The organism is Streptomyces sp. NPDC001027 (genome assembly GCF_040299045.1).
Lineage (GTDB): Bacteria > Actinomycetota > Actinomycetes > Streptomycetales > Streptomycetaceae > Streptomyces.
The window spans coordinates 1-25284 of the sequence record NZ_JBEPBI010000064.1 but is presented as its reverse complement, the minus strand read 5'-3'; the positions used below and the strand labels follow the sequence as shown (position 1 = coordinate 25284).

Below are 25284 nucleotides of genomic sequence, written 5' to 3'. Positions count from 1 at the left end.
CGCTCGGTGCCTTGGCGGTCCTGTCGGCAGGTCTGGCTCCCGGAGCGGCAGCAGCAGACGCCCAGTCCCAACAGTGGTACCTGTCGGCCATGAAGGCCGATGAGATGTGGAAGGTGAGCACAGGCAAGGGTGTGAAAGTGGCCGTGGTCGACACGGGCGTCAACCCCTCCACCCCTTCCCTCAAGGGCCAGGTGATCGTTGGCGATGTCTCAAAGGGCGTCGGTTACAAGGCCACTGAGGACTACACGGGTCATGGGACGACCATGGCGGAACTCATCGCCGGCACTGGCGCAGGCGGTGGGCTGAAGGGTCTTGCCCCGGGGGCGAAGATCGTCCCCTATCGGATCTCACTCAAGGGCCTGGACAGTAAGGCCGAACGAGAAAAAGCGCCGAATGAAGCAGCGGTGATCAGGGCCATTGCCGACAGCGACGTCCAGATCATCAACATGTCCTATGGTGGTCAAGTTGCCTACCCGGCCATGGATGCGGCGATCAAATACGCCCAGTCCAAGGGGAAGTTGATGATCGCCGGCACAGGGAACGATGCTGAGAAGAACAACTCGATAGGATATCCGGCGGCCTTCCCCTATGTGGTCGGTGTCGCCGCTTCGGATGAATCCGGCAAGGTCGGAAAGTTCTCGGAGTACGGGAACTATGTCGATCTGGCCGCTCCAGGTCTACGCGTGCCTACGTGGTGTGACAAGACATTGCGCTCGTACTGCGTCGGCGGGGGCACGAGTATGTCCACAGCCATCGCCTCCGCCTCCGCCGCCCTCATCTGGTCCGCCCACCCCAAGTGGACGGCCAACCAGGTCCTCGCCAGCCTCATCGACACCGCCGGACGCGACTGGGCGAAGGACGACCCGAGCACGTACCTCGGGTACGGCCTGATCCGCCCCCGCAAGGTGCTGGAGAACAAGAACTTCAACCCCGGCCCCGCCGGCATCGACCCCCTCGCCAAGGAAAACGTCACAGGCGTGACGGACGCGGCGGGCAAGGCGCCCTCCGCCAACGCCGCCGCTTCGGCCTCGCCGCAGCCCTCGAAGGGCACGACGGACGATCAGGCCCCCGCAGCCGCAACCGCCGACGCCTCCGACAACACCACAATGTGGATCGCACTCGGAGCCGCGGCAGCCGTCCTTGTGATCGGCGGCGGCGCCTTCGCCCTGATCCGCTCCCGGCGAGCCGCTGGATCGACCCACGCATGACGAGGACCGGTCACGCACGACGGTTCTGACACACAGACCACCGCGCAGTCAGCAGCGAATCGAAGCTCACGAAAAAGGAGTGTCGCAATGGTCGACCGCAAGCTCAATGACGGCGATGTACAGAAGCTCCAGAAGGAAGTCATCGACCGGTACGACAACATCCGGAGCTCCCTCGCGAAGCTGCAGGGCACGATCGACATGATCGAGAAGGCGTGGACGGGCCAGGGCGCCAACGCGTTCAACGCCAAGCAGACGGAGATCAACACCCACATGGTAGGGATCGGCAAGATGCTCGAGGACTTCCTCGAGGGCATCCACATGACCAAGACCGACAAGCAGAACCTCGAAGACCAGATCACGGCGGACCTGACCAAGATCTCGGTCGACGATCTCGGTGGAAAGACCTCGGCGCTCAGCAGCTACTGACGAGCCCGAGCCACGGATCGCGCTGAACCACACTGTTGCCCGGACCGACGATTCCGGCTGACATCCGCAAAGAAACGAGGGAAACATGTCCGGAGCCCATTACGAAGAACTTGCCGTCACCTACGGCACCATGGACGCGCTCGCCACCGAGCTCGGCGACCAGGCCAAGAAGCTCGAGGACGACCTCGAGGCGCTGCGGCAGGCCGTGCTCAACGTGTCGGCCGGCTGGGGCGGCGAGGCGTTCCAGGCGTTCCAGGGCAAGAGCGAAGAGTGGAACAAGCACGCACGGGGCATCCACACGGCCCTGATGCAGATCTCGCACAAGGTCCACGGCGCCGGCGGTGACTACCGCGGCGGCGACCTGAAGGGCGCCAGCTACTTCATGTAAGTGCAGGCAGGCCGTATTCCGCAGCACAGGGTGGGCACGCACGGGAGGTGCCCACCCTGTGCTGTGCCGCAGTTGGATGTCGTTGCGGGGCGGTCAGCCGTAGCTCTTGCCGTCCTCAGGCGCACCGGCGGGCATGGCGACGACGAACACGCCCTTGCCCTGGACTCCTTGAACGGTCCCCTCGGCCTGCAGTACCTCGATGGCGGACTTGATGGTCCGGCGGCTGACTGCTCCGCCCGTCTCCTGCTCCAGCTCATGGTGAGAAGGGATGCGGCGGCCAACCGGAATCTCGCCGCGCCGGATGCGCTCCCGCAGGGCGGAAGCAAGCTGCACGTACATCGGGACGATGCTCTCCCGGTCGATTTCTATCACATCTTAGAGCGTAAAAGGCCAGCTCAAGACAGCATAGGGCGGCCTAGCACGTGAGAAGACGTACCAAGACGTACTAAGTTGCCGTACAGTCGATGTCAGCAGAAGACCCCCGCGACGGTAGGCGCCGTCCGGGGGCATGGCCGCCAACCCGATGGAGGTTGATGACAGTGAGCATTATCCACGCGCTGCTGCGCTGGACCCTGGGCGTGTTCGCGCCCGGCACCGGCAGGCGGAGGGCGGGCGCACGCTCCGCCGTACCGGCCGTCCGCGTTGCGCAGACGCCCGAGGCGCGGGCCGTACACCGACGACTCCCCACAGCCCGTTCCCCCTACGGGCTTGCAGGGCCCCTCGACGGAGCCGCCACGGTCCCGGTCCGTCCGTACGTACTGGCGGCTGAGCGAACTCAGCACGGCGGCGAACAGCAACAGCAGTGGACGCGGCAGGCGCAGTCACGGCGGCGGGTGGCTCTGGTGCTCGCGGCGGACTTCGGTATCGACCTCGACCAGCATGTCGTCGGCGCGGAGAGGGCGGCGTGACGGGGACGGGGGAGAGGATGCCCCGCCCGCCCGTGCGGATGTGCGTGCGCTGCGAGGTGACCACGGAGACGCCGGTCGTGGTCGGAGTGGTCCACCAGAATTCGGGGCCGGGCTTCGTCGTCTACGCGTGCCAGGCGTGCGCCGCGCACTACCCGCCGCAGCCGGACATCCTCACGGTCCTGTCCCCGCCCCACCGCCCCGGCAACGCGCAGTGAGCCTGCGAGCGGCGGAAAAGGCAGGGGAAGCAGAGGAGTTGTCGCCGGAATGCGCCCTGGCGCACCGACCGGGCTACGAGGACGTCCACCTCGCCTGCCGCCGCCTGCAAGACATCCCACTCCCACACGGCGGAGGCCTGCTGCTCGTACACCGCTGCCCCTGCCCCTGCCACCACCCGTAATGGGAGGAGCCCGAACGGCCGCCGGCACCCCACAACGGCGAAAAGGCTGACGTCCGAAGCTGAGCGCCTATGTGGGTCTGGGGCGGGTCGCCACGTCGGCCCGCCCCAGACCCGATCCGAGGGCAGTGGCCCCGACGCGGGCCTGCGTTACGGGTTGGCGGTGGCCATCGCGCCACTTTGCTGTGGTGTGTACTCGGACCACGAATGCGGCCGTCCTCAACCGTTTCAATTGCTCGCGGAAGCAGGGGGAGGGGGCGGCGGCATGGGCGGATACGGTGGCCGAGAAGGGATCCTGGGCGTGGGTGGTGCCGCTGACGGGATTGCTGAGGGCGGTGACGGCGGCGGAGGCGGTACCTCCGCGAACTCCGGCAGGACCGGACCGCCTGCGCGTAGCCGCGCGATGGTCCGCTCGGCCCGGCGGCGGGCCGGCGGGGCGTCGTCCCGGAGGAAGTGAAGCCGGACGCGCCCCCGTCTGAGGTTGTCAGCGGCGATCAGCCGGTAGCCGAGAGCATGGCTGATCTTCTCCATGCGGTCCTTCTGCGATGCACGAATGAGAAATTCGCAGCGGCCACGCCCGTCGAAGTGCCTGATGATCTCCTCCTCCGTCATCAGTCGTCCTCATAGCGGGGCAATGCCTCAGGGAAGCCACGAGGTTCCTTGCACTCAGCCAACTTGTAGGCGTGCCGGGTGAGCTGGTATGCAAAATCCGTCAGGGCCTGACGCAGCTCGCCACCGGTGGCCTGACTCTTCCCATTCACGCTGACCTCCGCTATCAGGGCATATTTCTGTTTCCCAGCATCTTCTTTCATATTTCTCGGCCGGCATGGGACATAGACCGAGGAAATTTCGCTGTCGTCGTCCGTCTGTGCCAGTGCCTCGATGTCGCCTCGCGTAACTCTTACGACATGGTTACCTGCAAGACTTCCGTAGTGCTCTTCCCATGCGGACGTGGACGCATCTCGAAGGTCCACCATTCCGGACAGGGTCGAATTACCACTGGTGGAAACAGTGCAGTAGAAGTCGAAATTATCTCCGGTTCCTCCTTGGCTTGAATATTCCTCCGCCGCTCGTGCCCGCGGAAGGATCTGGACCGCGATGTCACGTTGTACGGCACCGTCGCACACCTTGTCGGGCAGCAGGTAAAGCCCTTTCATGAAGAACAGGGCAATGGCCCCACCTATCAGTCCGCAGGTCACCAGACCGATGAGGAGTCCTTTCGCGGCATGGAGGGTCGCCTCCCTCTCCCGTACCCTTTTACTCATACTGCTCCTTAGCGCGATTCAAATAGTAGTCACTGTCCTTCCAGCCATCGTTGACGGCTTGCCGCATGGTGTCCTTTATTTCATCCCTCGGTAGGTCAATCTTGTTTCGGTCAAGGGCATCTTCCATCGACCACTGCGTCTGTTGGCTGACCGAGTCGCGCATTCTGAACAAGTCTTGACTGGAGTGATATAGCGCTTCGTCTTTGGCGCCGTCGAGTTGCTGGCCATCGATTAGGCGATCAACCGCTGATCCGGCGACGGCGCCCAGCATCCCGCCACCCACGGCCCCCATTGCTGCTCCTCCGAGTCGCTCGGGGACCTCGATGAAGGTCAGGCCGACGGCAGCCCAGGTTTTAGCGAAATCACCTTTTGCCTTCAGTGCGCTGTTGTAGTCCTTCTCGCCGCTGATGCTGTTGTTGATCTCTGCGTTTGCGGCAGAATGACCTACAATCCCCTCGATGATCCCTGAATTTCTGCCGATATCCGCAAGAACCTTCTCGCGGCTCCCGTCGAACAGGGAGGGGTCTGAAAGGTGCGCTTCAAGAAGATTTCCGGTGTAGATGCTTTCTCCGTAAATGATCCCTGCTCTTCCGTATGCGTCTGCTGACGTCGCTGAAAGGAAGCGAGTTACATCCGAAACGTTGAGGCCCGCAGGTGCTTCACTGTTCGTGACGTAAATAGGTCCGGAGTTGGGACCTGCGAAGGCCTGGCTGATTTCCGGCATATAGGAAGCCGCCATGTTTCCGAAGCTGTCTCCCAGCCCTTTGGTCACGAGTCTTGCGCCGTCATCGGGCTGTGCCACCGCGTTCATGACGTTGGCCATGATCTCGACTTGTGCGGCGCTGTGAGGCGGTGCCGGTGATGTCGAGTCACCAGCGGCGACTCCTGTCACCGCCGCTTCCAAGGCATGCCCGAGGGAGGCTCCTCGATCCGTGTACACCGTGGTGCCCAGCATGTGGTTCAGGTCCGATTTGGACTCGAACGCATGCGTCGCCGCCTCGGGATTGTGCGACAGGCCCTCGAACAGCCCCTCCAACGGGTCCCGCCCGTTGCCGTCGCCGAAGACTAGGTCAAGGGCGTCATAGCCCTTGACCCAAAGTGCGTCCGTATTGCTGTCACCCGCGCCTTTGTCCGCCTTGAAAAGCGTCTTCCGGTAGTCGTCCAGGAACTCGGTGTCGTACTGCCCCTCGCGCATCAGGCTGCTGATGACCTGGGAGCCGAGGGCGCCGACGGGACTGAAGGAGTCGGCAGCGCGGAAGTTGGTGTTCCGCTCTGCGACGACGCCCTTCTTCCAGTCCTGCATCGCCTCCGAGTCCGAGAAGGAAGCCGTGGCCAGGGTGAGACCCAGGTTGCTCTGCAGGCTCTTCATAGTGTCCAGCTCCGAGCCCCTGGCTCCGGCGTGTGCCGAGGTCATCTCGGTCCAGAACTGGAGCGTCCCCTTGGGCCCGAGGCGGGTGGCGAACCGTTCCGCGAAGAGGGGATCGTCGTTGTACGTCTCCATCGTGCGGTTGAAGTTCTTGATGTCGTCGAGGCTCATGTCGGCCGGGTTCTTGGCCAGCTTCGCCAGCTTCTCCGCCGCCGCGACGGCCTTGGCAGCGGCGTCCCGGTCTGCGTACGAGGCGTCGGTGAAGCCGTATTTCGCCTGGTCGACGAGGAGCCGGAGAACCGTTGCGGCGCTGTTGTCGGCCTGCGTCGCCTTGGCCAGGATCGCCTGGATCTCGTCACGGAGCGCGTCCACTGCCTTCTGGTCCGTCGCCCCGCTCTTTCCGCTGGGGTCCGACGCCCAGTCGGGTCGGGTGTTCCCGGTCACGGTGAACGTGCCCTCGCCGGTGTCGATCACCGACAGGTTCTGCTGCGTGCCCCGCGTGATGGCGGCCGTCAACTGCGTGCGGAAGCTGACGAGTTCACCATGGGTGTCGCTGAGGATCTTGGCGATGGAGTCCGCCTGGGTGTGCGCGTCGGCGAACTCGGCGGCGGTCCTGGTGATGAACTCGCGGCTGACGGTGGCGTTCACGCCGGCCCACCTGGCGGTGTCCGCCTTCGCCTTGAGGTTGGTCTCGGCGTCCTTCTGCAGGTCCGCGAGCTTCTTCGTCATCTGCTGCCAGTCGGTGACCGCTTCACCGAGCTTGGAGAGGTCTCCGTGGCGCAGCGCGTCGAGATCCATCGGGTCAGTGGCCCTTTCGGTCGTCGAAGCCCTCGTCCAACAGAGCGATGCTGCTGACCGCGCCGGCGATGTAGGAGTCGTCGGCGGCGTGCTGGTTCTTCGTGAACCGCAGATGGTTGGAGATATGAGCGCAGGCGTCCAGCAGCGACTTGCTCTGCTCGCCCCAGCGCTCCGTCACATGGTCGAGGGCCGCGCCCAGCGCGAAACCCTCGCCCTTGAGCCCACCCGCGGCGGCCTCCGACGCCACGCGCGCGTGCCCGCTGTACGTGGTGAAGTCCTGGAACAGGTCATGGGCCGCTTTACCGACCGCTTCCAGGTCCTTGTGACCGGCCACCAGGTCCCCGTAGGTGCTGCCCACGCCGGGATCGGTCGGCACATGGTTGAGCAGCATCCGGGCGCCATGCCGTTCGGCTGCCCCGGCCTTCATCTGCTCCCATTCCTCCCACGCCATGCGTGGTCCCCCTCCGCCGTTGTGTGCGTCCTGTTGACGTCATCGCCGCACTCAGGCTCGCGGCCCGCGGCCCGCGGTCCACACGGCGACCGCGCCGTGCCAGTGACAGGAACAGTCCAGTGGATCACCCCGAGTGATCTCCCGGACTCACCCTACTTTCCGCAATGCTTTTGCCCACGGTTCGGCCGCGGCCAAAATCGAGAGGCGAGGACCGGCCACCGCCGAACCTCCGGGAACTCCCGGCGCAAAGCCGCGAACCCAGGTTGGCGACTCACTCCCACCCCTCCGCTGATGCCGCCCCCGGCTCACTCCGCCCCCTCGACCCCCTCTGCGACCAACCCCACCTGCACCAGCGGCTTCCCCCGCCGCCGCGACACGAAGATGCCGCGGCCTGCCGGCATCGGACGGGGGCGTACGCCGCCCAGGAGGTCGCCCTCGCCGGGGTCGCCCGCCAGGACCACGCCCTGCGCCCCGAGTTCCTTGATGCGCTGCATGAACGCCTCGTACGAGGCACGCCCCGCGCCCGCCGTCGAGCGCGCGACGATGAACCGCACCCCCACGTCACGGGCGAACGGCAGCAGTTCGGTCAGTCCCGCCAGCGGATTGCCGCTCGACGTGGCGACGAGGTCGTAGTCGTCGACGACGACGAACACCGTCGGGCCCCGCCACCAGCTGCGGTCCCGGAGCTGCTGCGCCGTCACGTCGGCCGTCGGCGTCCGACGCTTCATGAGGTCGGCGAGCGCGGCCATGTGATGGTCCATCGCGTTGGACATCGGGATGTACTCGGCGAGATGGGACGCCGGCGTCACGTCCAGCAGGGAACGCCGGTTGTCGACCACGAACAGTTTGCACTCGTCCCCGGAGTACCGCTGGGTGAGCTGCTTGATCAGCAGCCGCAGCAGGTTCGACTTGCCGGACTCGCTCTCGCCGAGGACGAGGAAGAACGGATCCTGCTCGAAGTCGACGAAGACCGGCTCGAGACGGTCCTCGTCGAGGCCGAAGGCGACCCCGCGGCGCGGGAAGCGGTCGCCCGGCGGCAGCGACTCGGCCGGGAACTCCCGCGGCAGCAACCGAACTTCCGGCGCGGGCGCGGCCTGCCAGTGCCGGGAGACCTCCGCGGCCAGCGCCTGCGTCGCGTCGGCGAGCTCGGTGTCCGAGGCGAGGCCGTCGATCCGCGGCACCGCGGCCATGAAGTGCAGCTTCTGGGGCGACTGCCCCCGGCCGGGAACGCCCGACGGGACGTTCGCGGCGAGCTTGCGGTCGATCTCGGAGTCCATCGTGTCGCCGAGCCGGAGCTCCAGCCGGTTCATCAGGTGGTCCTTGAGGGCGGCCCTGACCTCCATCGACCGCGAGGCCGTCAGCACCAGGTGGATGCCGTAACCGAGGCCGCGCGCCGCGATCTCGTGGACGATCTGGTCCAACACCTCGTAGTCCGCGCGGAAGTTGCCCCATCCGTCGATGACGAGGAAGACGTCGCCCCACGGCTGGTCCGTGACCGAGATCTCGCCCCGCGCCCGCCGGGCCCGAAAGTCGGCGATCGAGGCGATCCCCGTCGCGCGGAAATACTCCTCGCGGCGGGTCAGGACGCCGTACACCTCCGCCACCGTCCGCCGTACCCGCTCCGGATCCAGCCGGGAGGCGACCCCGCCCACATGCGGCAGGCCCGCCACCGCGGCCATCCCGCCGCCGCCGAAGTCGAGGCCGTAGAACTGCACTTCGTGCGGGGTGTGGGTGAGGGCGAACGCCGCGATCAGGGTGCGCAGCAGCGTCGACTTGCCGGACTGCGGGCCGCCCACGATCTGCATATGGCCGGCCGCGCCGGAGAAGTCGACCCAGAGCGAGTCACGGCGCTGCTCGAACGGCTTGTCCACCAGGCCGACCGGCACGACCAGCCGTCCCGCGCCCTCGTAGCCGGGCTGGGTGAGCCCACGGCCCTCCACCGCCGTGAGCCCCGGCAGCAGGGAGTCCAGCGACGGCGGGCTGTCCAGCGGCGGCAGCCACACCTGGTGCGCGGCCGGGCCCTGCGCCTCCAGCCGGCGCACGATCACGTCGAGCACGGTGTCCGCCAGCGCGTCGTCGACCTCCGCGTCGCCGGCCGGGCGGGCCTGCGGCACGGCCGCGTACCGCACCGGCACCTCGGAGGAGGTGAAGAGCACCGGCCGCCGGTCCAGGGGCAGCGGGCCGCCGCCCGGCGCCGTCCGCTGACCGCCCGAGCGGTAGACCCCGGACACGTACGCCGCCTTGAACCGCACCATTTCGTCCGTCCCGAACTTCAGGAACCCCGAACCCGGCACGTTGGGCAGCGAGTACGCGTCGGGCACGCCCAGCGCCGCCCGCGACTCGGCGGCGGAGAAGGTGCGCAGACCGACGCGGTACGACAGGTACGTCTCCAGCCCGCGCAGCCGCCCTTCCTCCAGGCGCTGCGAGGCCAGCAGCAGATGCACGCCGAGCGAGCGCCCGATGCGGCCGATCTGCACGAACATCTCGATGAAGTCGGGCTTGGCGGTGAGCAGTTCGCTGAACTCGTCGATCACCAGCACCAGCGAGGGGATCGGCTGCAGGGCGGCGCCCGCGGCCCGCGCCTTCTCGTAGTCGTGGATGTTGGCGTAGTTGCCCGCGTTGCGCAGCAGCTCCTGACGGCGGTTGAGCTCGCCCCTGATGGAGTCGCCCATCCGGTCGACCAGCGTCAGATCGTCCGCCAGGTTGGTGATCACGGCCGCCACGTGCGGCATCTGAGCCATCCCCGCGAACGTGGCGCCGCCCTTGAAGTCGGCGAGGACGAAGTTCAGCGTCTCCGACGAGTGCGTCACCGCCAGCCCCAGCACCAGCGTGCGCAGCAGCTCGGACTTGCCGGAGCCGGTCGCGCCCACGCACAGACCGTGCGGGCCCATGCCCTCCTGCGCCGCCTCCTTCAGGTCCAGCATCACCGGACGGCCGTCCTCGCCCACCCCGATCGGCACCCGCAGCCGCTCGGCCAGCGAACGCGGCCGCCAGGTGCGCTGGGTGTCCACCGACGCGGCGTCGCCGAGGTTCAGCAGCTCGGTGAACTCCAGGTTGGCCAGCAGCGGCTCGTCGTCGTCGCCGCCCGAGGCCATGCGCAGCGGCGCGAGCTGCCGGGCGAGCGCCTCCGCGGACTCCGGCGACAGGACGTCGGGCGTTCCCTCGTAGACGGCCCCGTGCCCCGACTCCAGCCGCAGCGCCCCGGGCTGTACGACGATGTCGAGCTCGCCGCCCGCTCCCGTCAGCTCACCCGGGACGATCTCGAGGACCGTCACGCCCTGCAGTCCTTCGGAGTTGGCCAGCACCGAGTCGTGGGGGAGGGACACCCCGTCCAGGACCACGACCACGTGCGGCTCGTCGACCAGCGGCGTCGCGTTGGGGTGGAACCGCGGCCGCCCGGTCAGCCGGGAGCCGAGCAGGCTCTCCAGCTCACGGGTGTCCGAGCCGATCAGCCGGCGGCTGCCCGCCCCGTCCACCGCGCCGGGCGCCTGGACGTGCGGCAGCCACTTCGCCCACTCCCAGTGCGGCAGTTCGTCCCGGCCCGCCGCGACCACGAGCACCAGGTCCTCGGACGAGTGCAGCGCGCCCAGCGAACCGGCCAGGGCCCGGGCACAGGAACGGACAGAGTCCGCCTCGCCGCTGATCGTCACGTGGTAGAAGGCACGCAGGGAGACCGCCATCGGCAGATCGTCCAGGCTGTCGTGCACGGCGAGGAAACGCTGCAGCGCGCCGGCCGTCAACGGCTCCAGCTGCTCCACCGGGCCGGTCTCCGGGGCGACCAGCGGGGTGGCGAGCGCCTGGACGCCGAGGCCCACCCGGACCTGCCCGAAGTCCTCGTCCCCGGGCCGCCGTTCCCACACCCGGCTGCCCTCGGCGACCAGGGCCCACAGCTGCTCGGGGGAGGGGTGCAGGTAGTACTGCGCGTCACGCTGGGCCCGCGCGGTGTCGAGCGCGGTGCGCCGGGTCTGCGCCAGGTAGCTGAGGTAGTCCCGGCGCAGATCCGCCAACTGACCCTGGGAGCCGCGCCGGAAGCGCACCACCATCGCGATCGACATGGCCACCGTCGAGGCGATCATGACCATGCCCATGATGCGCATGAACGGCTGCCCGCTCGTGAAGAAGAAGACCACCGAGCCGCCCATGCCGAGCGTCGGCAGCAGTTGCATCAGCACGCTCTCCTGATGCCCCCGTGGCAACTCGGGCGGAGGCTGCAGGACGACCTCGCCCATGGGCACCTCGGACGGCAGCGCCCTTGGCGGACGCTTCACGACGATGTGGCTCACTGCTCACCAATCCCCTTGCGAGGCCCCCGAAAAGTACCGTCCGCCACCCCGTGTCAGGCGGACGCAGGCCGCCGCGTGATCCTACTGACTGCTGGTACCACCACGGGGCGGTAGGGTGCCGGATGTTCGCGTGAGCACACCGCGGGCCGCGCGTGCGCACCAACCTGCGCGGGACCTTCACACAGCCGACGCGAGACCATCACTGAGGGGGAGCAGCAGGGTGAGCATCACGACCTCCGCGGCAGCCACCGGAGAGGGACGCGGCGCCGCAGCCGTGCCCGCGGCGGGGGCGGGGCTCGGTTTCTGCCGGGTCACCATCGTCGCCCCCGACAGCCGGATCGACGTGGCGCTGCCCGACGACATCCCGGTCGCCGACCTCTACCCGGAGATCCTCCGGCTCGCCCGGCAGAGTCCCGCCGAGGGCGCACCGGTCGGCTACACCCTCGTCCGCAGGGACGGCTCCGTCCTCGACAGCTCGCGTTCGTTCGCCGCCCAGCACATCCTCGACGGCGAACTCCTCACGCTGCGCCCGTTCTCCGAGTCGCTGCCGCCCGCCGTCTTCGACGACGTGTCGGACGCGGTCGCCTCGGCCGTCACGCGCGAGCACACCCTGTGGAGCGGCGAACTGACCCGCACCGCGGGCCTCGTCGGCGGAGGCGTGCTGCCGGCCCTGCTCGCCTTCGTGGCCTGGAACGGCGACCCGCGCCACGACATGCACGGCCTGCCCGGCGTCCTCGCCGCGGTCGTCGGCGTGCTGCTGGTCGCCCTCTCCGGCGTCCGGGCCCGCGTCTACGACGACCGCGGCTCGGCGATCGCCCTGGGCCTCGGCGCACTGCCCAACGTGGCCGTGGCGGGCTCCGGGCTCCTCCCGCTCGCCGACGGCCAGGGCATCGGCAAGCTGCAGTTCCTGCTCGCCTGCGCGGCGGTGCTGCTGGCGTCCGTGCTGCTCACCCTGTGCTCCCCGCGCGGCGACGGCCCGTTCGTCGCGTTCGTCGTCGCGTCGGGCGCCGGACTGGCGGCGGTGTTCGCGGCGATGCTCGCGCACTGGAGCCCGGCCGAGACCGCCGCCCTGTGCGCCCCCGTCGGGGTGGGCGCCCTGGCGTTCCTGCCCGGCCTGTCCATGCGCTTCGCCCGCCTTCCGATCGGCTTCGACGCCCCGGACTCCGCCTCGCGCCGTGCCTACGGCGCCGATCCCGCCCCCCGGGAACCGGTCGACGCCGAGCGGATCGCCGCGCAGGCCCGCCGCGGCCACGAACTCCTGGTCGGCCTCGTCGGCGGCTGCGCGGCGATCACGGTCGGCGCCTGCGCGGTCCTCGGCTTCTCGGACGACGTCTGGGCCGAGCTGCTCGCGCTGGCCACGGGCGCCGCCCTGCTGATGCGCGCCCACCTCTTCCGCTACACCGCGCAGGTCGCCCCGGTGCTGGCCGCGGGCCTCGGCTCGCTCGTCCTGCTCGGACTGGGTCTGGCGCTCAACCCGCCCCACCCGGCGATCCGCGCCGCCCTCGCCGGCGACAGCGCCGACCTGGACATCCGCACGGTCTGGCTGGTCGCCGCCGTCGCGGCGGCCGCCGCGATCGTCACCTCGATCGGCCTGATCAGCTCGCGGGGCGGCCTCACCCCGTTCTGGGGCCGCTTCATGGAGATCGCCGAGGGCTTCGTCCTGCTGACGCTGGTGCCGCTGACCCTGGCCGTGTTCGACGTGTACGCGGCAGTCCGCTCGATGACCGGCTGACCCCACGAGCCGAGAAAGGCCTCGGAGCGGACGCACAGGGCGCCTGCTCCGAGGCCTTCTCACCCGAGCACCGGTCGATCGCGGCGGACCCGCACCCGCTCGGGGCGGACCGCACCCGACGGGCCGCGTCTGCCGTGGAGCGGTCCCCGTGGTGCGGTCGCCGTGGAGAGGCGTCTACTCCGCCGCCCCCGTCGCCGTCCCGCCGCCGTGCGGCGCGGGCTCCAGGTCGAACTCGCCGTCCCGGGCGCCCAGCACGAAGGCGCGCCACTCCGCCTCGGTGTAGCGCAGCACCGTCTCCGGGTCGAGCGAGGACCGCATCGCTACGGCCCCGTCGGGCAGACAGGCGATCTCGACGCGCTCCTCGTGCTCCTCCGTGCCGGGCGCGCTCTGCCACTCGACATCCGAGATGTCGAGCGCGTACAGCTCGTCCCGCTCCCGTTCCTTGCGCGCCTTGACTGCCTCGTCCTCGGCATCGGCCATGTCGGCTCCGACCCTTCCCTCTGAGTTCCCGCTGTCCCAACGAGCTGCAGCGCCACCCTACTTGCCGACGTTCCCCCAGCTCAGAGGTTCTTCCGTTACGTTCCGGCCGGCCGGAGTCGCCCGTACACTGCCCCCGCTCACCCGAGCGCCGTCCGGCCGTCCGCCGCGATATCCGGGCAGGTCGGGCGCACCGGCCTGATACCCTGGCTCTCGGCCGTTTGTGTACGCACCCCCGGAAGCCTCTCAGGCAGCCCCTGAAGGTTCTGGAGGTCGCGCCCAGCGGATCCCCGCCTCCCGAGTAACGGAAGCTCCCCCGAGACCAAGACCGGGGGCACTCGGTGGCCACTGAAAAGACTACGAGGAGTACGCGTGCCGCTCGACGCCGCTACGAAGAAGCAGCTCATCAGCGAGTTCGGTCAGAAGGAGGGCGACACCGGCTCTCCCGAGGTCCAGGTCGCCATGCTGTCCCGCCGGATCTCGGACCTGACCGAGCACCTCAAGACGCACAAGCACGACCACCACTCCCGTCGTGGTCTGCTGATCCTGGTCGGCCAGCGTCGCCGCCTGCTGCAGTACCTCGCCAAGAAGGACATCCAGCGCTTCCGTGCGCTGGTGGACCGCCTCGGCATCCGCCGCGGTGCGGCGGGCGCCAAGTAGGACGCCGTGAGGGGAGCGGTTCCCGGACGATCGGGGCCGCTCCCTTTGCTGTACACCTCGGTGCGCACCACGCGGTACGCACCGGCACGCACCACGGACAGGGCCCGTCGTACGGCCGCCCGTGGAGCGGAAACGTGCGGAGTGTCACCGGCGCTTTGTAGTGTGGTAGCACAACGCCATACGTACGACACAGCGTGATGACGTGTACTCGCTGCGGGTAAACGTCACCACGCACACCGAACGAGGAGAAGCGCGCCTAGCCGCCGCCGGTCCTCGGTAGTGGCCCCCGGGAAAGAGATCCCCGGGTGCTTCGATCGAAGACCGGCCCGCACCGCACGGAGCGCTTCTCCGCAACCGTCCCCCTGCCACACGGGCAGCGAGGGACGAAGACGAGGAGAAAACACTAGTGGAGAACGAGACCCACTACGCCGAGGCCGTCATCGACAATGGCGCCTTCGGCACCCGCACCATCCGTTTCGAGACGGGCCGCCTGGCCAAGCAGGCCGCCGGCTCCGCCGTGGCGTACCTGGACGACGACACCATGGTGCTGTCGGCCACCACCGCCTCCAAGAACCCCAAGGACCAGCTCGACTTCTTCCCCCTCACGGTGGACGTCGAGGAGCGGATGTACGCCGCCGGCAAGATCCCCGGCAGCTTCTTCCGCCGTGAGGGCCGTCCCTCCGAGGACGCCATCCTCACCTGCCGCCTGATCGACCGCCCGCTGCGCCCGTCCTTCAAGAAGGGCCTGCGCAACGAGATCCAGGTCGTCGCCACCATCATGGCGCTCAACCCCGACCACCTGTACGACGTCGTGGCGATCAACGCCGCCTCCGCGTCCACCCAGCTGGCCGGCCTGCCCTTCTCCGGCCCGATCGGCGGCGTCCGCGTCGCGCTGATCAACGGCCAGTGGGTCGCGTTCCCGACGCACACCGAGCTCGAGGACGCCGTCTTCGACATGGTCGTCGCCGGTCGCGTCCTGGAGGACGGCGACGTCGCCATCATGATGGTCGAGGCCGAGGCCACCGAGAAGACCATCCAGCTCGTCGCGGGCGGCGCCGAGGCGCCGACCGAGGAGGTCGTCGCCGCCGGTCTGGACGCCGCGAAGCCCTTCATCAAGGTGCTCTGCAAGGCCCAGGCCGACCTCGCCGCCAAGGCCGCGAAGCCGACCGGCGACTTCCCGGTCTTCCTCGACTACCAGGACGACGTCCTGGAGGCCCTGTCCGCCGCCGTCCGCCCGGAGCTCGCCTCCGCGCTGACCATCGCAGGCAAGCAGGACCGCGAGGCCGAGCTCGACCGCGTCAAGGCGCTCGCCGCCGAGAAGCTCCTCCCGGAGTTCGAAGGCCGCGAGAAGGAGATCTCCGCCGCGTACCGCTCGCTCACCAAGCAGCTGGTCCGCGAGCGCGTGATCAAGGAGAAGACCCGCATCGACGGCCGCGGCGTCACGGACATCCGTACGCTCGCCGCCGAGGTCGAGGCCATCCCGCGCGTGCACGGCTCGGCGCTGTTCGAGCGTGGCGAGACCCAGATCCTGGGCGTCACCACCCTCAACATGCTCCGCATGGAGCAGCAGCTGGACACCCTCTCCCCGGTGACCCGCAAGCGCTACATGCACAACTACAACTTCCCGCCGTACTCCGTCGGCGAGACCGGCCGCGTGGGCTCCCCCAAGCGCCGCGAGATCGGCCACGGCGCCCTCGCCGAGCGCGCCATCGTGCCGGTCCTGCCGACGCGCGAGGAGTTCCCCTACGCGATCCGTCAGGTGTCCGAGGCCCTCGGCTCCAACGGCTCGACGTCCATGGGCTCGGTCTGCGCCTCCACCATGTCGCTGCTGAACGCCGGTGTGCCGCTGAAGGCCCCCGTCGCCGGCATCGCCATGGGCCTGATCTCCCAGGAGATCAACGGCGAGACGCACTACGTCGCCCTCACCGACATCCTCGGTGCGGAGGACGCCTTCGGCGACATGGACTTCAAGGTCGCCGGCACCAAGGAGTTCGTCACCGCCCTCCAGCTCGACACCAAGCTGGACGGCATCCCGGCCTCCGTCCTGGCCGCGGCCCTCAAGCAGGCCCGCGACGCCCGTCTCCACATCCTCGACGTGATGATGGAAGCGATCGACACGCCGGACGAGATGTCCCCCAACGCCCCGCGGATCATCACCGTCAAGATCCCCGTGGACAAGATCGGCGAGGTCATCGGCCCGAAGGGCAAGATGATCAACCAGATCCAGGAGGACACCGGCGCCGAGATCACGATCGAGGACGACGGCACCATCTACATCGGCGCCCAGGTCGGCTCGCAGGCCGAGGCCGCCCGCGCCACGATCAACGGCATCGCCAACCCGACGATGCCGGAGGTCGGCGAGCGCTACCTGGGCACGGTCGTCAAGACCACGACCTTCGGTGCGTTCGTGTCGCTGCTCCCGGGCAAGGACGGTCTGCTGCACATCTCGCAGATCCGCAAGCTCGTCGGCGGCAAGCGCGTGGAGAACGTCGAGGACGTGCTCGGTGTGGGCTCCAAGGTCCAGGTCGAGATCGCCGAGATCGACTCCCGCGGCAAGCTCTCCCTGATCCCCGTGATCGAGGGCGAGGAAGCTGCCGAGGACGCGAAGGACGACTCCGACAAGTGACGTCGAGTAGCTCCCAGGCGACGGCCCGCACCTCTTCGGAGGCGCGGGCCGTCGCCCGTACCCAAACCCTGATCAAGGGTGCCGCCGGCATCGGCGTCGTCCGCAAGACCACCCTCCCGGGCGGCCTGCGCATCGTCACGGAGACCCTCCCGTCGGTCCGCTCCGCCACCTTCGGCATCTGGGCGCACGTCGGCTCCCGCGACGAGACGCCGTCCCTGAACGGCGCCACGCACTACCTGGAGCACCTCCTCTTCAAGGGGACGAACCGCAGGTCCGCGCTCGACATCTCCTCCGCGATAGACGCGGTGGGCGGCGAGATGAACGCGTTCACGGCGAAGGAGTACACGTGCTACTACGCGCGCGTGCTCGACACCGACCTGCCGCTCGCCATCGACGTCGTCTGCGACATGCTGACCGGCTCCCTCATCCGCGAGGAGGACGTCGACGTCGAGCGCGGCGCCATCCTCGAAGAGATCGCCATGACCGAGGACGACCCCGGCGACTGCGTGCACGACCTGTTCGCGCAGACGATGTTCGGGGACAACCCCCTCGGCCGGCCGGTCCTCGGCACCGTCGACACGGTCAACGCCCTCACCGCCGACCGCATCCGCCGCTTCTACAAGAAGCACTACGACCCGACCCATCTCGTCGTCGCCGCGGCCGGCAACATCGACCACCACAAGGTCGTCCGCCAGGTCCGCGCGGCCTTCGAGAAGGCGGGCGCCCTGCGCAACACGGACGCGGAGCCCATCGCCCCGCGTGACGGCAGGCGGGCACTCCGCGCCTCGGGCCGGGTCGAGCTGATCGGTCGCAAGACCGAGCAGGCGCACGTCGTGCTCGGCATGCCCGGTCTCGCCCGCACGGACGACCGGCGCTGGGCGCTCGGCGTGCTGAACACGGCCCTCGGCGGCGGCATGTCCTCCCGTCTCTTCCAGGAGGTCCGCGAGAAGCGCGGCCTGGCCTACAGCGTGTACTCGTACACCTCGGGCTTCGCCGACTGCGGACTCTTCGGCGTGTACGCGGGCTGCCGCCCGAGCCAGGTGCACGACGTGCTGAAGATCTGCCGCGACGAACTCGACCAGGTCGCCGAGCACGGTCTGTCCGACGAGGAGATCGTCCGCGCCATCGGCCAGCTCCGCGGCTCCACGGTCCTCGGCCTGGAGGACACCGGCGCGCTCATGAACCGCATCGGCAAGAGCGAGCTGTGCTGGGGCGACCAGATGTCCGTCGACGACATGCTGGCCCGGATAGCGGCCGTCACCCCGGACGAGGTCCGCGCCGTGGCCCGCGACATCCTGGGACGGCGTCCGTCGCTCTCGGTCATCGGCCCGCTCAAGGACAAGCAGGCGGCCCGGCTGCACGACGCGGTCGCCTGACCCCCTCCGACAGCCGTCAGGCCTTCGGCAACTTCGGTAAGGAAGCACACAAGATGAGCAAGCTGCGCGTGGCGGTCCTCGGCGCCAACGGCCGGATCGGCTCCGAGGCGGTACGGGCGGTCGAGGCCGCCGAGGACATGGAGCTGGTGGCCGCCCTCGGCCGCGGCGACGACCTGGAGACGCTGGCGAAGGCCGGCGCCCAGGTCGCGGTCGAACTGACCACCCCCGCCTCGGTCATGGACAACCTCGACTACTGCGTACGGCACGGCGTCCACGCCGTGGTCGGCACCACGGGCTGGACGGACGAACGCCTCGCGCAGCTGAACAGCCGGCTGGCCGCCTCCCCGGGAACGGGCGTGCTCATCGCACCCAACTTCTCCATCGGGGCCGTCCTCACCATGAAGTTCGCGCAGATCGCCGCGCCGTACTTCGAGTCCGTCGAGGTCGTCGAGCTGCACCACCCCAACAAGGTGGACGCACCCTCCGGCACCGCCACCCGCACCGCCCAGCTCATCGCCGAGGCCCGCCGCGCCGCCGGCGTCGCCCCGGCCCCGGACGCCACCGAGACGGGCCTGGACGGGGCGCGCGGCGCGGACGTGGACGGGATCCCCGTCCATGCCGTCCGGCTGCGCGGCCTGCTCGCCCACCAGGAGGTCCTGCTGGGCGGCGAGGGCGAGACCCTGACCGTCCGCCACGACTCGCTGCACCACAGCAGCTTCATGCCGGGCATCCTGCTGGGAGTCCGCCGCGTGGTGTCGACGCCCGGCCTCACCTTCGGCCTGGAACACTTCCTGGACCTGAACTGAGCCTCTGACGTCATGCGCGCGAAGATCTCCTACGCCCTCACGGCCGCCGTCCTGGTCTTCTACTTCGTCCTGGTCGGCAGCCGCGGCGTCATGCTCATCCAGTCCGGCACGCTGCTGACCGTCACCTTCGGTGCGGCGGTGCTGATCCTCCCGGTCATCGGCGTCTGGTTCCTGTGGAAGAACACCCAGTTCGTACGCCGGGCCAACGCCCTCGCCGCCGAGCTCGACGCCGAGGGCGGTCTGCCCGTCGACGAGCTGAAGCGGACCCCGAGCGGCCGGGTCGACCGCGACTCGGCGGACGAGGTGTTCGCCGTGCGCAAGGCCGAGACCGAGGCGGCGCCCCAGGACTGGCGCACCTGGTTCCGTCTCGCCGTCGCCTACCACGACGCCCGGGACACCCCACGGGCCCGCAAGGCCATGCAGCGAGCGATCAGCCTGCACGACGGCAAGCCCGTCGAGGCCGCCTGACCCGACGCATCTCTGAGCGTCCCGCCCGCGCACCCGACCACGGGAAAGGGGCCGGCCCGCACTCGCGGCGGACCGGCCCCTTCGTGCGTTCGGCGATCAGCCGTGCCGGTTCTCCGCGGCCCATGCCTCGACCGCGTCCGCCGCGCGGTCGAAGGCCTCGCCGCGCGCCAGGAAGTCCGCCCCGTGCGTGGTCAGCAGCGGCGTGCTCTCGGCGGGCCGGTCCCGTCGCGCGACCGTCAGGGCCTGCCCCTGGACCGTCCGCGGCAGCCCCAGCCAGCGCACCGGCTGCTGCACGGTGTGCACCGCCCCGACCCGCTCCCAGGGCAAGGTGCGCGTGGCGAGGAAGCCGACCTGGCGCAGCCCGCGCGCGCTCACCCACACGCCCATGCGCAGCAGCCGCAGGGCGGCGACGATCACCAGCAGCGAGCCGCCGAAGACCATGGCGGCCTCGGACACCGAACCGGTCAAGGCGATGATGACGGCCGCGAACAGCACGAACGAGGCCAGCAGCAGGGCCAGCGCCGCGATTCCCACCCGCCAGGGGCCGGGCCGGTAGGGACGCCGCCAGCGCTCACGGTCCTCGAAGGGCAGGGCGACGTCGTCCGCCGCGTCGAACGGTCGGTCGGCCGTCAGAAAAGGCAGGGGCACGACTGGTCCTCACTCGTCCATGCGTGGGCTGTGCCCGGTGAGGCTATCCGGCTGTGTCCCCGCTCACCACCATCGGGGGTCCGTGGCGGCGACGCCCGCTCGGCGTCAGCGGCCCTGGGACGCCTGTGACGGCTGAGGCTGCGAGGAGTCGACGCGCAGCGCCGGCATCCCGATGACCAGCGACCCCACCAGCCCGGCCACGATGGTGAGCCCCAACAGCCAGCGCCCGGCTATTCGGCTCACGGAGGACCGCTCGGGGGGTGGGGGAGCGACATTGCTTCGGAACCTGTCGGCCTCGGCGAGGAAGGCGAAGGGAACGGGCTCGCGCCGACGGAACATGGTGGGTACTTCCTCCTGGACTGTGTGGGACGTCGTCTACCGGTACAGACGAGCGAGTGCCCGAAAACGTGCCCCATATCGGCAGACGTCCTGGAGGGATTCCGCGGCATGCCCGTGTCCGTCCGGCCCAACGGCCCCCGTAGAGTTGGCGCCGCTCCGAAGACGCGATGGAAGGACCTCCGCACCGTGACCGACAGCTCCGCCGACGACCTCAAGCCCGGCTTCCGCAGCGACGTGACCGTCGAGCTGGTCAAGCACACCGCGTCCGACGCCGACGTGCTCTTCGCCGCCCGGGTCTCGACCGTCGGCGAGCAGTCCCTCGACGAGCTGGGCAAGGACCCCGAGCGCTCGAAGGGCCTGATCAACTATCTGATGCGGGACCGGCACGGCAGCCCCTTCGAGCACAACTCGATGACCTTCTTCATCAGCGCCCCGATCTTCGTCTTCCGCGAGTTCATGCGGCACCGCGTGGGCTGGTGCCTGCCGGGAGACGCCATGATCCGCGTCGGCACCAGCAAGAACGGCAAGGCCAAACGCATCGCGGACATTCATCGCGACTGGAAGATCGGCGTGCCCGATTCCATGGGGCGTACGCGCAAGCTGAAGTCCTGCCGGAACCTGCTGGCCGACACGGTCAACCTGGAGACCGGGTTGGCGGAGAAGGCGCCCATGGTCGACGTCTTCGAGTCCGGCGTGAAACCGATCCTCAAGGTGTCGACGACGAACGGCAAGGCTCTGCGGTGCACCGCGGATCACCGTGTATGGACTCCCGACGGCTGGGTTCGCGCCGGCGATCTGCGCGTCGGTGACCGGATCGGACGATTGGGCCGCGTAGAGGTCGGCGAGCGGGTGGGCATCCCGAAGCGCCTGCGTGAGGGCATCCAGATCTGGACCACCGAACAGCGAGCCGAGCTCGTGGCGCCCATGGACCTCTGTTACCTCTGTGAGGAGAAGTTCGAGGCGAAAGACCTGGAGCTGGATCACGTCGTCCCGGTGGACGCCGACCTGACGAAGGCACTGGACGTCGCGAACCTGCGACCGGCCTGCAAGCCGTGCCACCAGCGGAAGACCAACGGTGAAGGAGTGCCGATCGGGGCGCGCCGCCGTGCCCTGCAGAACGGTGTGCGTTGGGAGGGCGTCCTCTCCGTGGTCCCCGACGGAGAGGAGATGACATACGACATCTCCATGCCGCCGCCGCACCACAACTTCATCGCGGACGGTTTCGTCGTACACAATTCGTACAACGAGGAGTCCGGCCGCTACCGGGAGCTCCAGCCCGTCTTCTACGTCCCCGGCGAGTCCCGCAAGCTGGTGCAGGAGGGCCGTCCCGGCAAGTACGTCTTCGTCGAGGGAACCGAGGCCCAGCAGGAACTCGTCGGCCGCACCATGGAGGCCTCCTACGTTCGGGCGTACGAGGCCTACCAGGAGATGCTCGCCGCCGGCGTCGCCCGCGAGGTAGCCCGCGCGGTCCTCCCGGTCGGCCTGTTCTCGTCGATGTACGCCACTTGCAACGCCCGCTCGCTGATGCACTTCCTCGGCCTGCGCACCCAGCACGAGCTGGCCAGGGTCCCGTCCTTCCCGCAGCGGGAGATCGAGATGGTGGGCGAGAAGATGGAGGCCGAGTGGGCCAGGCTCATGCCCCTCACCTACGCGGCCTTCAACGCCAACGGGCGCGTCGCGCCGTGACGAGGACGGGTCACGGAGACGTATGTACGGATCATCCGCCCGAAGTGTCCGTATTGCGGCATTTGGAGAAGTTCATCTAGCCTGATCAAACGGACCCGGCACTGCTTGAACCCCCGAGCAGGCAGTGCCGGGTTCCATCTTTGTCATGACTTTTCGCACCCCCCGAGGGCAGACCCCGCGGTGAGCAACGAGTAGCGTGTCACCCATGGCTCCGACCTCCACTCCGCAGACCCCCTTCGGGCGGGTCCTCACCGCCATGGTCACGCCCTTCGCGGCGGACGGCGCGATCGACCTCGACGGCGCGCAGCGGCTCGCCACCCACCTGGTGGACGCAGGCAACGACGGCCTGATCGTCAACGGCACCACGGGTGAGTCGCCCACCACCAGCGACGCGGAGAAATCGGATCTGGTACGAGCCGTCGTGGAGGCCGTCGGAGACCGCGCCCACGTGGTCGCCGGAGTCGGCACCAACGACACTCACCACAGCGTCGAGCTGGCCAAGGCGGCCGAGACGACGGGCGCGCACGGCCTCCTGGTCGTCACCCCGTACTACAACAAGCCCCCGCAGGAGGGCCTGTACCGCCACTTCACGGCCGTCGCCGACGCCACCGGGCTGCCGGTCATGCTCTACGACATCCCCGGCCGCAGCGGAGTCCCGATCAGCACCGAGACGCTGGTCCGCCTCGCCGCGCACCCGCGGATCGTCGCCAACAAGGACGCCAAGGGCGACCTCGGCCGCGCCAGCTGGGCCATCGCGCGCTCCGGCCTCGCCTGGTACTCCGGCGACGACATGCTGAACCTCCCCCTGCTCTCCGTGGGCGCGGTCGGCTTCGTCTCGGTGGTCGGCCACCTCGTCACCCCGGAGCTGCGCGCCCTGGTCGAAGCGTTCACCGCCGGTGACGTCCAGAAGGCCACGGAGATCCACCAGAAGCTGCTCCCCGTCTACACGGGCATGTTCCGCACCCAGGGCGTCATGACGACGAAGGCGGCGCTCGCCCTGCAGGGCCTGCCCGCGGGGCCGCTGCGCCCGCCCATGGTCGAGTGCTCGCCGGAAGAGATCGAACAGCTCAAGATCGATCTTGCCGCGGGCGGGGTACAGCTCTGACAACAGACTTCACAACTGAATAGGCAGGCCACCGGTGCCTGCAATCCACAACGACAACTGCTTCTGCACGAACGTCACGCGCGCCACGTGCCCACCGGTACGTGGCGCGGGTGTTTGAGGAGAGTCTTTTGAGTCATCCGCATCCGCAACTCGCTGCACCCCCGAAGCTCCCCGCGGGCGGCCTCCGGGTCACCCCGCTCGGCGGGCTCGGCGAAATCGGCCGCAACATGACGGTCTTCGAGTACGGCGGCCGCCTGCTGATCGTCGACTGCGGGGTGCTGTTCCCCGAGGAGGAGCAGCCCGGCATCGACCTGATCCTGCCGGACTTCTCGTCCATCCGGGAACGCCTCGACGACATCGAGGGCATCGTCCTCACCCATGGCCACGAGGACCACATCGGCGCCGTCCCCTACCTCCTCCGCGAGAAGCCGGACATCCCGCTCATCGGCTCCAAGCTGACCCTCGCGCTGATCGAGGCCAAGCTCCAGGAGCACCGGATCCGCCCGTACACCCTCGAGGTGGCGGAGGGGCACCGTGAGCGCATCGGCCCGTTCGACTGCGAGTTCATCGCCGTCAACCACTCGATCCCGGACGCCCTCGCGGTCGCGATCCGCACGCCCGCCGGCATGGTGGTCCACACGGGCGACTTCAAGATGGACCAGCTCCCGCTGGACGGCAGGCTCACCGACCTGCACGCGTTCGCACGCCTGAGCGAGGAGGGCATCGACCTCCTTCTCTCCGACTCGACGAACGCCGAGGTACCCGGCTTCGTGCCGCCCGAGCGGGACATCTCCAACGTCCTGCGCACGGTCTTCGCCGGGGCCCGCAAGCGGATCATCGTGGCCAGCTTCGCCAGTCACGTCCACCGCATCCAGCAGATCCTCGACACGGCGCACGAGTACGGCCGCCGTGTCGCCTTCGTGGGCCGCTCGATGGTCCGCAACATGGGCATCGCCCGCGACCTCGGCTACCTGAAGGTCCCGCCGGGCCTGGTGGTGGACGTCAAGACGCTCGACGACCTCCCCGACCACGAGGTGGTCCTGGTCTGCACGGGATCGCAGGGCGAACCGATGGCGGCCCTGTCCCGCATGGCCAACCGCGACCACCAGATCCGCATCGTCCCCGGCGACACGGTGATCCTGGCGTCGTCGCTCATCCCGGGCAACGAGAACGCGGTCTACCGGGTGATCAACGGCCTGACCCGATGGGGCGCGAACGTCATTCACAAGGGCAACGCCAAGGTGCACGTCTCGGGCCACGCGTCCGCCGGCGAGCTCCTGTACTTCTACAACATCTGCCGTCCCAAGAACCTGATGCCGGTCCACGGCGAATGGCGGCACCTGCGCGCCAACGCCGAGCTGGGGGCCCTGACGGGCGTCCCGCACGACCGCATCGTGATCGCGGAGGACGGCGTGGTCGTCGACCTCGTCGAGGGCAAGGCCAAGATCGCCGGCAAGGTCCAGGCGGGCTATGTGTACGTCGACGGCCTCTCGGTCGGCGACGTGGGCGAGCCGGCCCTCAAGGACCGGAAGATCCTGGGAGACGAGGGCATCATCTCGGTCTTCGTCGTCGTGGACTCGTCCACCGGGAAGATCACCGGAGGCCCGCACATCCAGGCCCGCGGCTCGGGCATCGAGGACTCGGCCTTCTCGGCCGTCACCCCGAAGATCGCCGAGGTCCTGGAGCGCTCGGCCCAGGACGGCGTCGTAGAGCCCCACCAGCTGCAGCAGTTGATCCGCCGCACCCTGGGCAAGTGGGTCTCGGACACCTATCGCCGCAGGCCGATGATCCTCCCGGTCGTGGTGGAGGTCTGACCTCCGTACGGCTCCCCGTACGCGCGAACCCGGAGCGGGGCTCCCCGATTTGCATCGGGG

At 68.9% G+C, this 25284-nt stretch carries 22 protein-coding genes and 1 pseudogene; 15 read left to right on the top strand and 8 right to left on the bottom strand.

Going from position 1 to position 25284, the window contains the following annotated elements:
- Window positions 1–89: 89 nt before the first annotated feature.
- From ABT300_RS19580 to ABT300_RS19570, 3 genes are all read left to right on the top strand, one after another.
- Window positions 90–1208 carry a S8 family serine peptidase gene (locus ABT300_RS19580; RefSeq protein WP_351677151.1) on the top strand — a complete coding sequence of 373 codons (1119 nt, stop codon included), beginning with the start codon at window positions 90–92 and terminating at the stop codon, window positions 1206–1208.
- An 87-nt stretch (window positions 1209–1295) separates the two neighbouring features.
- Entirely contained in the window at window positions 1296–1634 is a 339-nt protein-coding gene (locus ABT300_RS19575) for a WXG100 family type VII secretion target (RefSeq protein WP_319280847.1), read from the top strand.
- Window positions 1635–1719: 85 nt separating this feature from the next.
- Window positions 1720–2022 (top strand): WXG100 family type VII secretion target, encoded by a 303-nt coding sequence (locus ABT300_RS19570; RefSeq protein ID WP_107441627.1) that lies wholly within the window; start codon window positions 1720–1722, stop codon window positions 2020–2022.
- 93 nt (window positions 2023–2115) lie between these two features.
- Here the strand turns inward: ABT300_RS19570 and ABT300_RS19565 are convergent, their stop codons facing one another.
- Window positions 2116–2394, bottom strand: coding sequence for a GntR family transcriptional regulator (locus tag ABT300_RS19565; RefSeq protein WP_351677146.1), 279 nt, complete (start codon window positions 2392–2394; stop codon window positions 2116–2118).
- 161 nt (window positions 2395–2555) lie between these two features.
- On the opposite strand from ABT300_RS19565, the gene ABT300_RS19560 reads away from it, so the two are divergent.
- Window positions 2556–2930 (top strand): hypothetical protein, encoded by a 375-nt coding sequence (locus tag ABT300_RS19560; RefSeq protein ID WP_351677143.1) that lies wholly within the window; start codon window positions 2556–2558, stop codon window positions 2928–2930.
- Between the two features lie 17 nt (window positions 2931–2947).
- Complete coding sequence (locus ABT300_RS19555; RefSeq protein ID WP_351677140.1) at window positions 2948–3145, top strand: hypothetical protein; 198 nt, start codon at window positions 2948–2950, stop codon at window positions 3143–3145.
- Window positions 3146–3935: 790 nt separating this feature from the next.
- Here the strand turns inward: ABT300_RS19555 and ABT300_RS19550 are convergent.
- From ABT300_RS19550 to eccCa, 4 genes are all read right to left on the bottom strand, one after another.
- On the bottom strand, window positions 3936–4589 hold the full coding sequence (locus tag ABT300_RS19550) for a hypothetical protein (RefSeq protein WP_351677137.1): 654 nt from the start codon (window positions 4587–4589) through the stop codon (window positions 3936–3938).
- Window positions 4582–6753 carry a hypothetical protein gene (locus tag ABT300_RS19545; protein WP_351677134.1) on the bottom strand — a complete coding sequence of 724 codons (2172 nt, stop codon included), beginning with the start codon at window positions 6751–6753 and terminating at the stop codon, window positions 4582–4584. The genes ABT300_RS19550 and ABT300_RS19545 overlap by 8 nt, the downstream gene beginning before the upstream one ends.
- Window positions 6754–6757: 4 nt before the next feature.
- Window positions 6758–7204 carry a hypothetical protein gene (locus ABT300_RS19540; RefSeq protein ID WP_351677132.1) on the bottom strand — a complete coding sequence of 149 codons (447 nt, stop codon included), beginning with the start codon at window positions 7202–7204 and terminating at the stop codon, window positions 6758–6760.
- Window positions 7205–7509: 305 nt separating this feature from the next.
- Entirely contained in the window at window positions 7510–11487 is a 3978-nt protein-coding gene (gene eccCa / locus ABT300_RS19535) for a type VII secretion protein EccCa (protein ID WP_351677130.1), read from the bottom strand.
- Between the two features lie 220 nt (window positions 11488–11707).
- Between eccCa and eccD the strand changes: the two genes are divergently transcribed.
- On the top strand, window positions 11708–13219 hold the full coding sequence (eccD, locus tag ABT300_RS19530; protein WP_351677127.1) for a type VII secretion integral membrane protein EccD: 1512 nt from the start codon (window positions 11708–11710) through the stop codon (window positions 13217–13219).
- 174 nt (window positions 13220–13393) lie between these two features.
- On the opposite strand, the gene ABT300_RS19525 is transcribed toward eccD, so the two are convergent.
- Entirely contained in the window at window positions 13394–13699 is a 306-nt protein-coding gene (locus ABT300_RS19525; protein ID WP_351677124.1) for a DUF397 domain-containing protein, read from the bottom strand.
- A 369-nt stretch (window positions 13700–14068) separates the two neighbouring features.
- On the opposite strand from ABT300_RS19525, the gene rpsO reads away from it, so the two are divergent.
- The 5 genes from rpsO (at window position 14069) to ABT300_RS19500 (ending at window position 19632) form a co-directional block, all read left to right on the top strand.
- On the top strand, window positions 14069–14356 hold the full coding sequence (gene rpsO / locus ABT300_RS19520) for a 30S ribosomal protein S15 (RefSeq protein ID WP_057579463.1): 288 nt from the start codon (window positions 14069–14071) through the stop codon (window positions 14354–14356).
- Between the two features lie 406 nt (window positions 14357–14762).
- On the top strand, window positions 14763–16982 hold the full coding sequence (locus ABT300_RS19515; RefSeq protein WP_351677120.1) for a polyribonucleotide nucleotidyltransferase: 2220 nt from the start codon (window positions 14763–14765) through the stop codon (window positions 16980–16982).
- On the top strand, window positions 16979–18358 hold the full coding sequence (locus ABT300_RS19510) for a M16 family metallopeptidase (RefSeq protein WP_351677117.1): 1380 nt from the start codon (window positions 16979–16981) through the stop codon (window positions 18356–18358). The genes ABT300_RS19515 and ABT300_RS19510 overlap by 4 nt, the downstream gene beginning before the upstream one ends.
- 53 nt (window positions 18359–18411) lie before the next feature.
- Entirely contained in the window at window positions 18412–19164 is a 753-nt protein-coding gene (dapB, locus tag ABT300_RS19505; RefSeq protein ID WP_351677116.1) for a 4-hydroxy-tetrahydrodipicolinate reductase, read from the top strand.
- A gap of 12 nt (window positions 19165–19176) precedes the next feature.
- Entirely contained in the window at window positions 19177–19632 is a 456-nt protein-coding gene (locus ABT300_RS19500; RefSeq protein WP_351677114.1) for a hypothetical protein, read from the top strand.
- Window positions 19633–19728: 96 nt separating this feature from the next.
- On the opposite strand, the gene ABT300_RS19495 is transcribed toward ABT300_RS19500, so the two are convergent.
- Together ABT300_RS19495 and ABT300_RS19490 are read right to left on the bottom strand one after the other, a co-directional pair.
- Window positions 19729–20280, bottom strand: coding sequence for an SCO5741 family PH domain-containing membrane protein (locus ABT300_RS19495; protein WP_351677111.1), 552 nt, complete (start codon window positions 20278–20280; stop codon window positions 19729–19731).
- A gap of 105 nt (window positions 20281–20385) precedes the next feature.
- Window positions 20386–20619: a hypothetical protein gene (locus tag ABT300_RS19490; protein WP_351677108.1), complete on the bottom strand. Its 234-nt coding sequence runs from the start codon at window positions 20617–20619 to the stop codon at window positions 20386–20388.
- Between the two features lie 186 nt (window positions 20620–20805).
- Between ABT300_RS19490 and ABT300_RS19485 the strand changes: the two are divergent.
- From ABT300_RS19485 to ABT300_RS19465, 4 genes and pseudogenes are all read left to right on the top strand, one after another.
- Window positions 20806–21096: pseudogene (locus ABT300_RS19485) on the top strand (FAD-dependent thymidylate synthase); the annotation flags it as partial.
- Complete coding sequence (thyX, locus tag ABT300_RS44515) at window positions 21076–22305, top strand: FAD-dependent thymidylate synthase (RefSeq protein WP_502977962.1); 1230 nt, start codon at window positions 21076–21078, stop codon at window positions 22303–22305. The pseudogene ABT300_RS19485 and the gene thyX, both read left to right, overlap by 21 nt.
- A gap of 205 nt (window positions 22306–22510) precedes the next feature.
- Window positions 22511–23410 carry a 4-hydroxy-tetrahydrodipicolinate synthase gene (gene dapA, locus ABT300_RS19470; RefSeq protein WP_351677106.1) on the top strand — a complete coding sequence of 300 codons (900 nt, stop codon included), beginning with the start codon at window positions 22511–22513 and terminating at the stop codon, window positions 23408–23410.
- A 128-nt stretch (window positions 23411–23538) separates the two neighbouring features.
- Window positions 23539–25224 carry a ribonuclease J gene (locus ABT300_RS19465; RefSeq protein WP_351677104.1) on the top strand — a complete coding sequence of 562 codons (1686 nt, stop codon included), beginning with the start codon at window positions 23539–23541 and terminating at the stop codon, window positions 25222–25224.
- Window positions 25225–25284: the final 60 nt, after the last annotated feature.

What these genes read in the sequence shown, in the direction of transcription:
- ABT300_RS19580 (WP_351677151.1), top strand. Translation starts at nt 90, where the DNA reads ATGAAGGCCGATGAGATGTGGAAGGTGAGCACAGGCAAGGGTGTGAAA.
- ABT300_RS19575 (WP_319280847.1), top strand. Translation starts at nt 1,296, where the DNA reads ATGGTCGACCGCAAGCTCAATGACGGCGATGTACAGAAGCTCCAGAAG.
- ABT300_RS19570 (WP_107441627.1), top strand. Translation starts at nt 1,720, where the DNA reads ATGTCCGGAGCCCATTACGAAGAACTTGCCGTCACCTACGGCACCATG.
- ABT300_RS19560 (WP_351677143.1), top strand. Translation starts at nt 2,556, where the DNA reads ATGACAGTGAGCATTATCCACGCGCTGCTGCGCTGGACCCTGGGCGTG.
- ABT300_RS19555 (WP_351677140.1), top strand. Translation starts at nt 2,948, where the DNA reads ATGCCCCGCCCGCCCGTGCGGATGTGCGTGCGCTGCGAGGTGACCACG.
- ABT300_RS19550 (WP_351677137.1), bottom strand. Translation starts at nt 4,589, where the DNA reads ATGAGTAAAAGGGTACGGGAGAGGGAGGCGACCCTCCATGCCGCGAAA.
- ABT300_RS19545 (WP_351677134.1), bottom strand. Translation starts at nt 6,753, where the DNA reads ATGGATCTCGACGCGCTGCGCCACGGAGACCTCTCCAAGCTCGGTGAA.
- ABT300_RS19540 (WP_351677132.1), bottom strand. Translation starts at nt 7,204, where the DNA reads ATGGCGTGGGAGGAATGGGAGCAGATGAAGGCCGGGGCAGCCGAACGG.
- ABT300_RS19525 (WP_351677124.1), bottom strand. Translation starts at nt 13,699, where the DNA reads ATGGCCGATGCCGAGGACGAGGCAGTCAAGGCGCGCAAGGAACGGGAG.
- dapB (WP_351677116.1), top strand. Translation starts at nt 18,412, where the DNA reads ATGAGCAAGCTGCGCGTGGCGGTCCTCGGCGCCAACGGCCGGATCGGC.
- ABT300_RS19500 (WP_351677114.1), top strand. Translation starts at nt 19,177, where the DNA reads ATGCGCGCGAAGATCTCCTACGCCCTCACGGCCGCCGTCCTGGTCTTC.
- ABT300_RS19490 (WP_351677108.1), bottom strand. Translation starts at nt 20,619, where the DNA reads ATGTTCCGTCGGCGCGAGCCCGTTCCCTTCGCCTTCCTCGCCGAGGCC.
- thyX (WP_502977962.1), top strand. Translation starts at nt 21,076, where the DNA reads ATGCGGCACCGCGTGGGCTGGTGCCTGCCGGGAGACGCCATGATCCGC.
- dapA (WP_351677106.1), top strand. Translation starts at nt 22,511, where the DNA reads ATGGCTCCGACCTCCACTCCGCAGACCCCCTTCGGGCGGGTCCTCACC.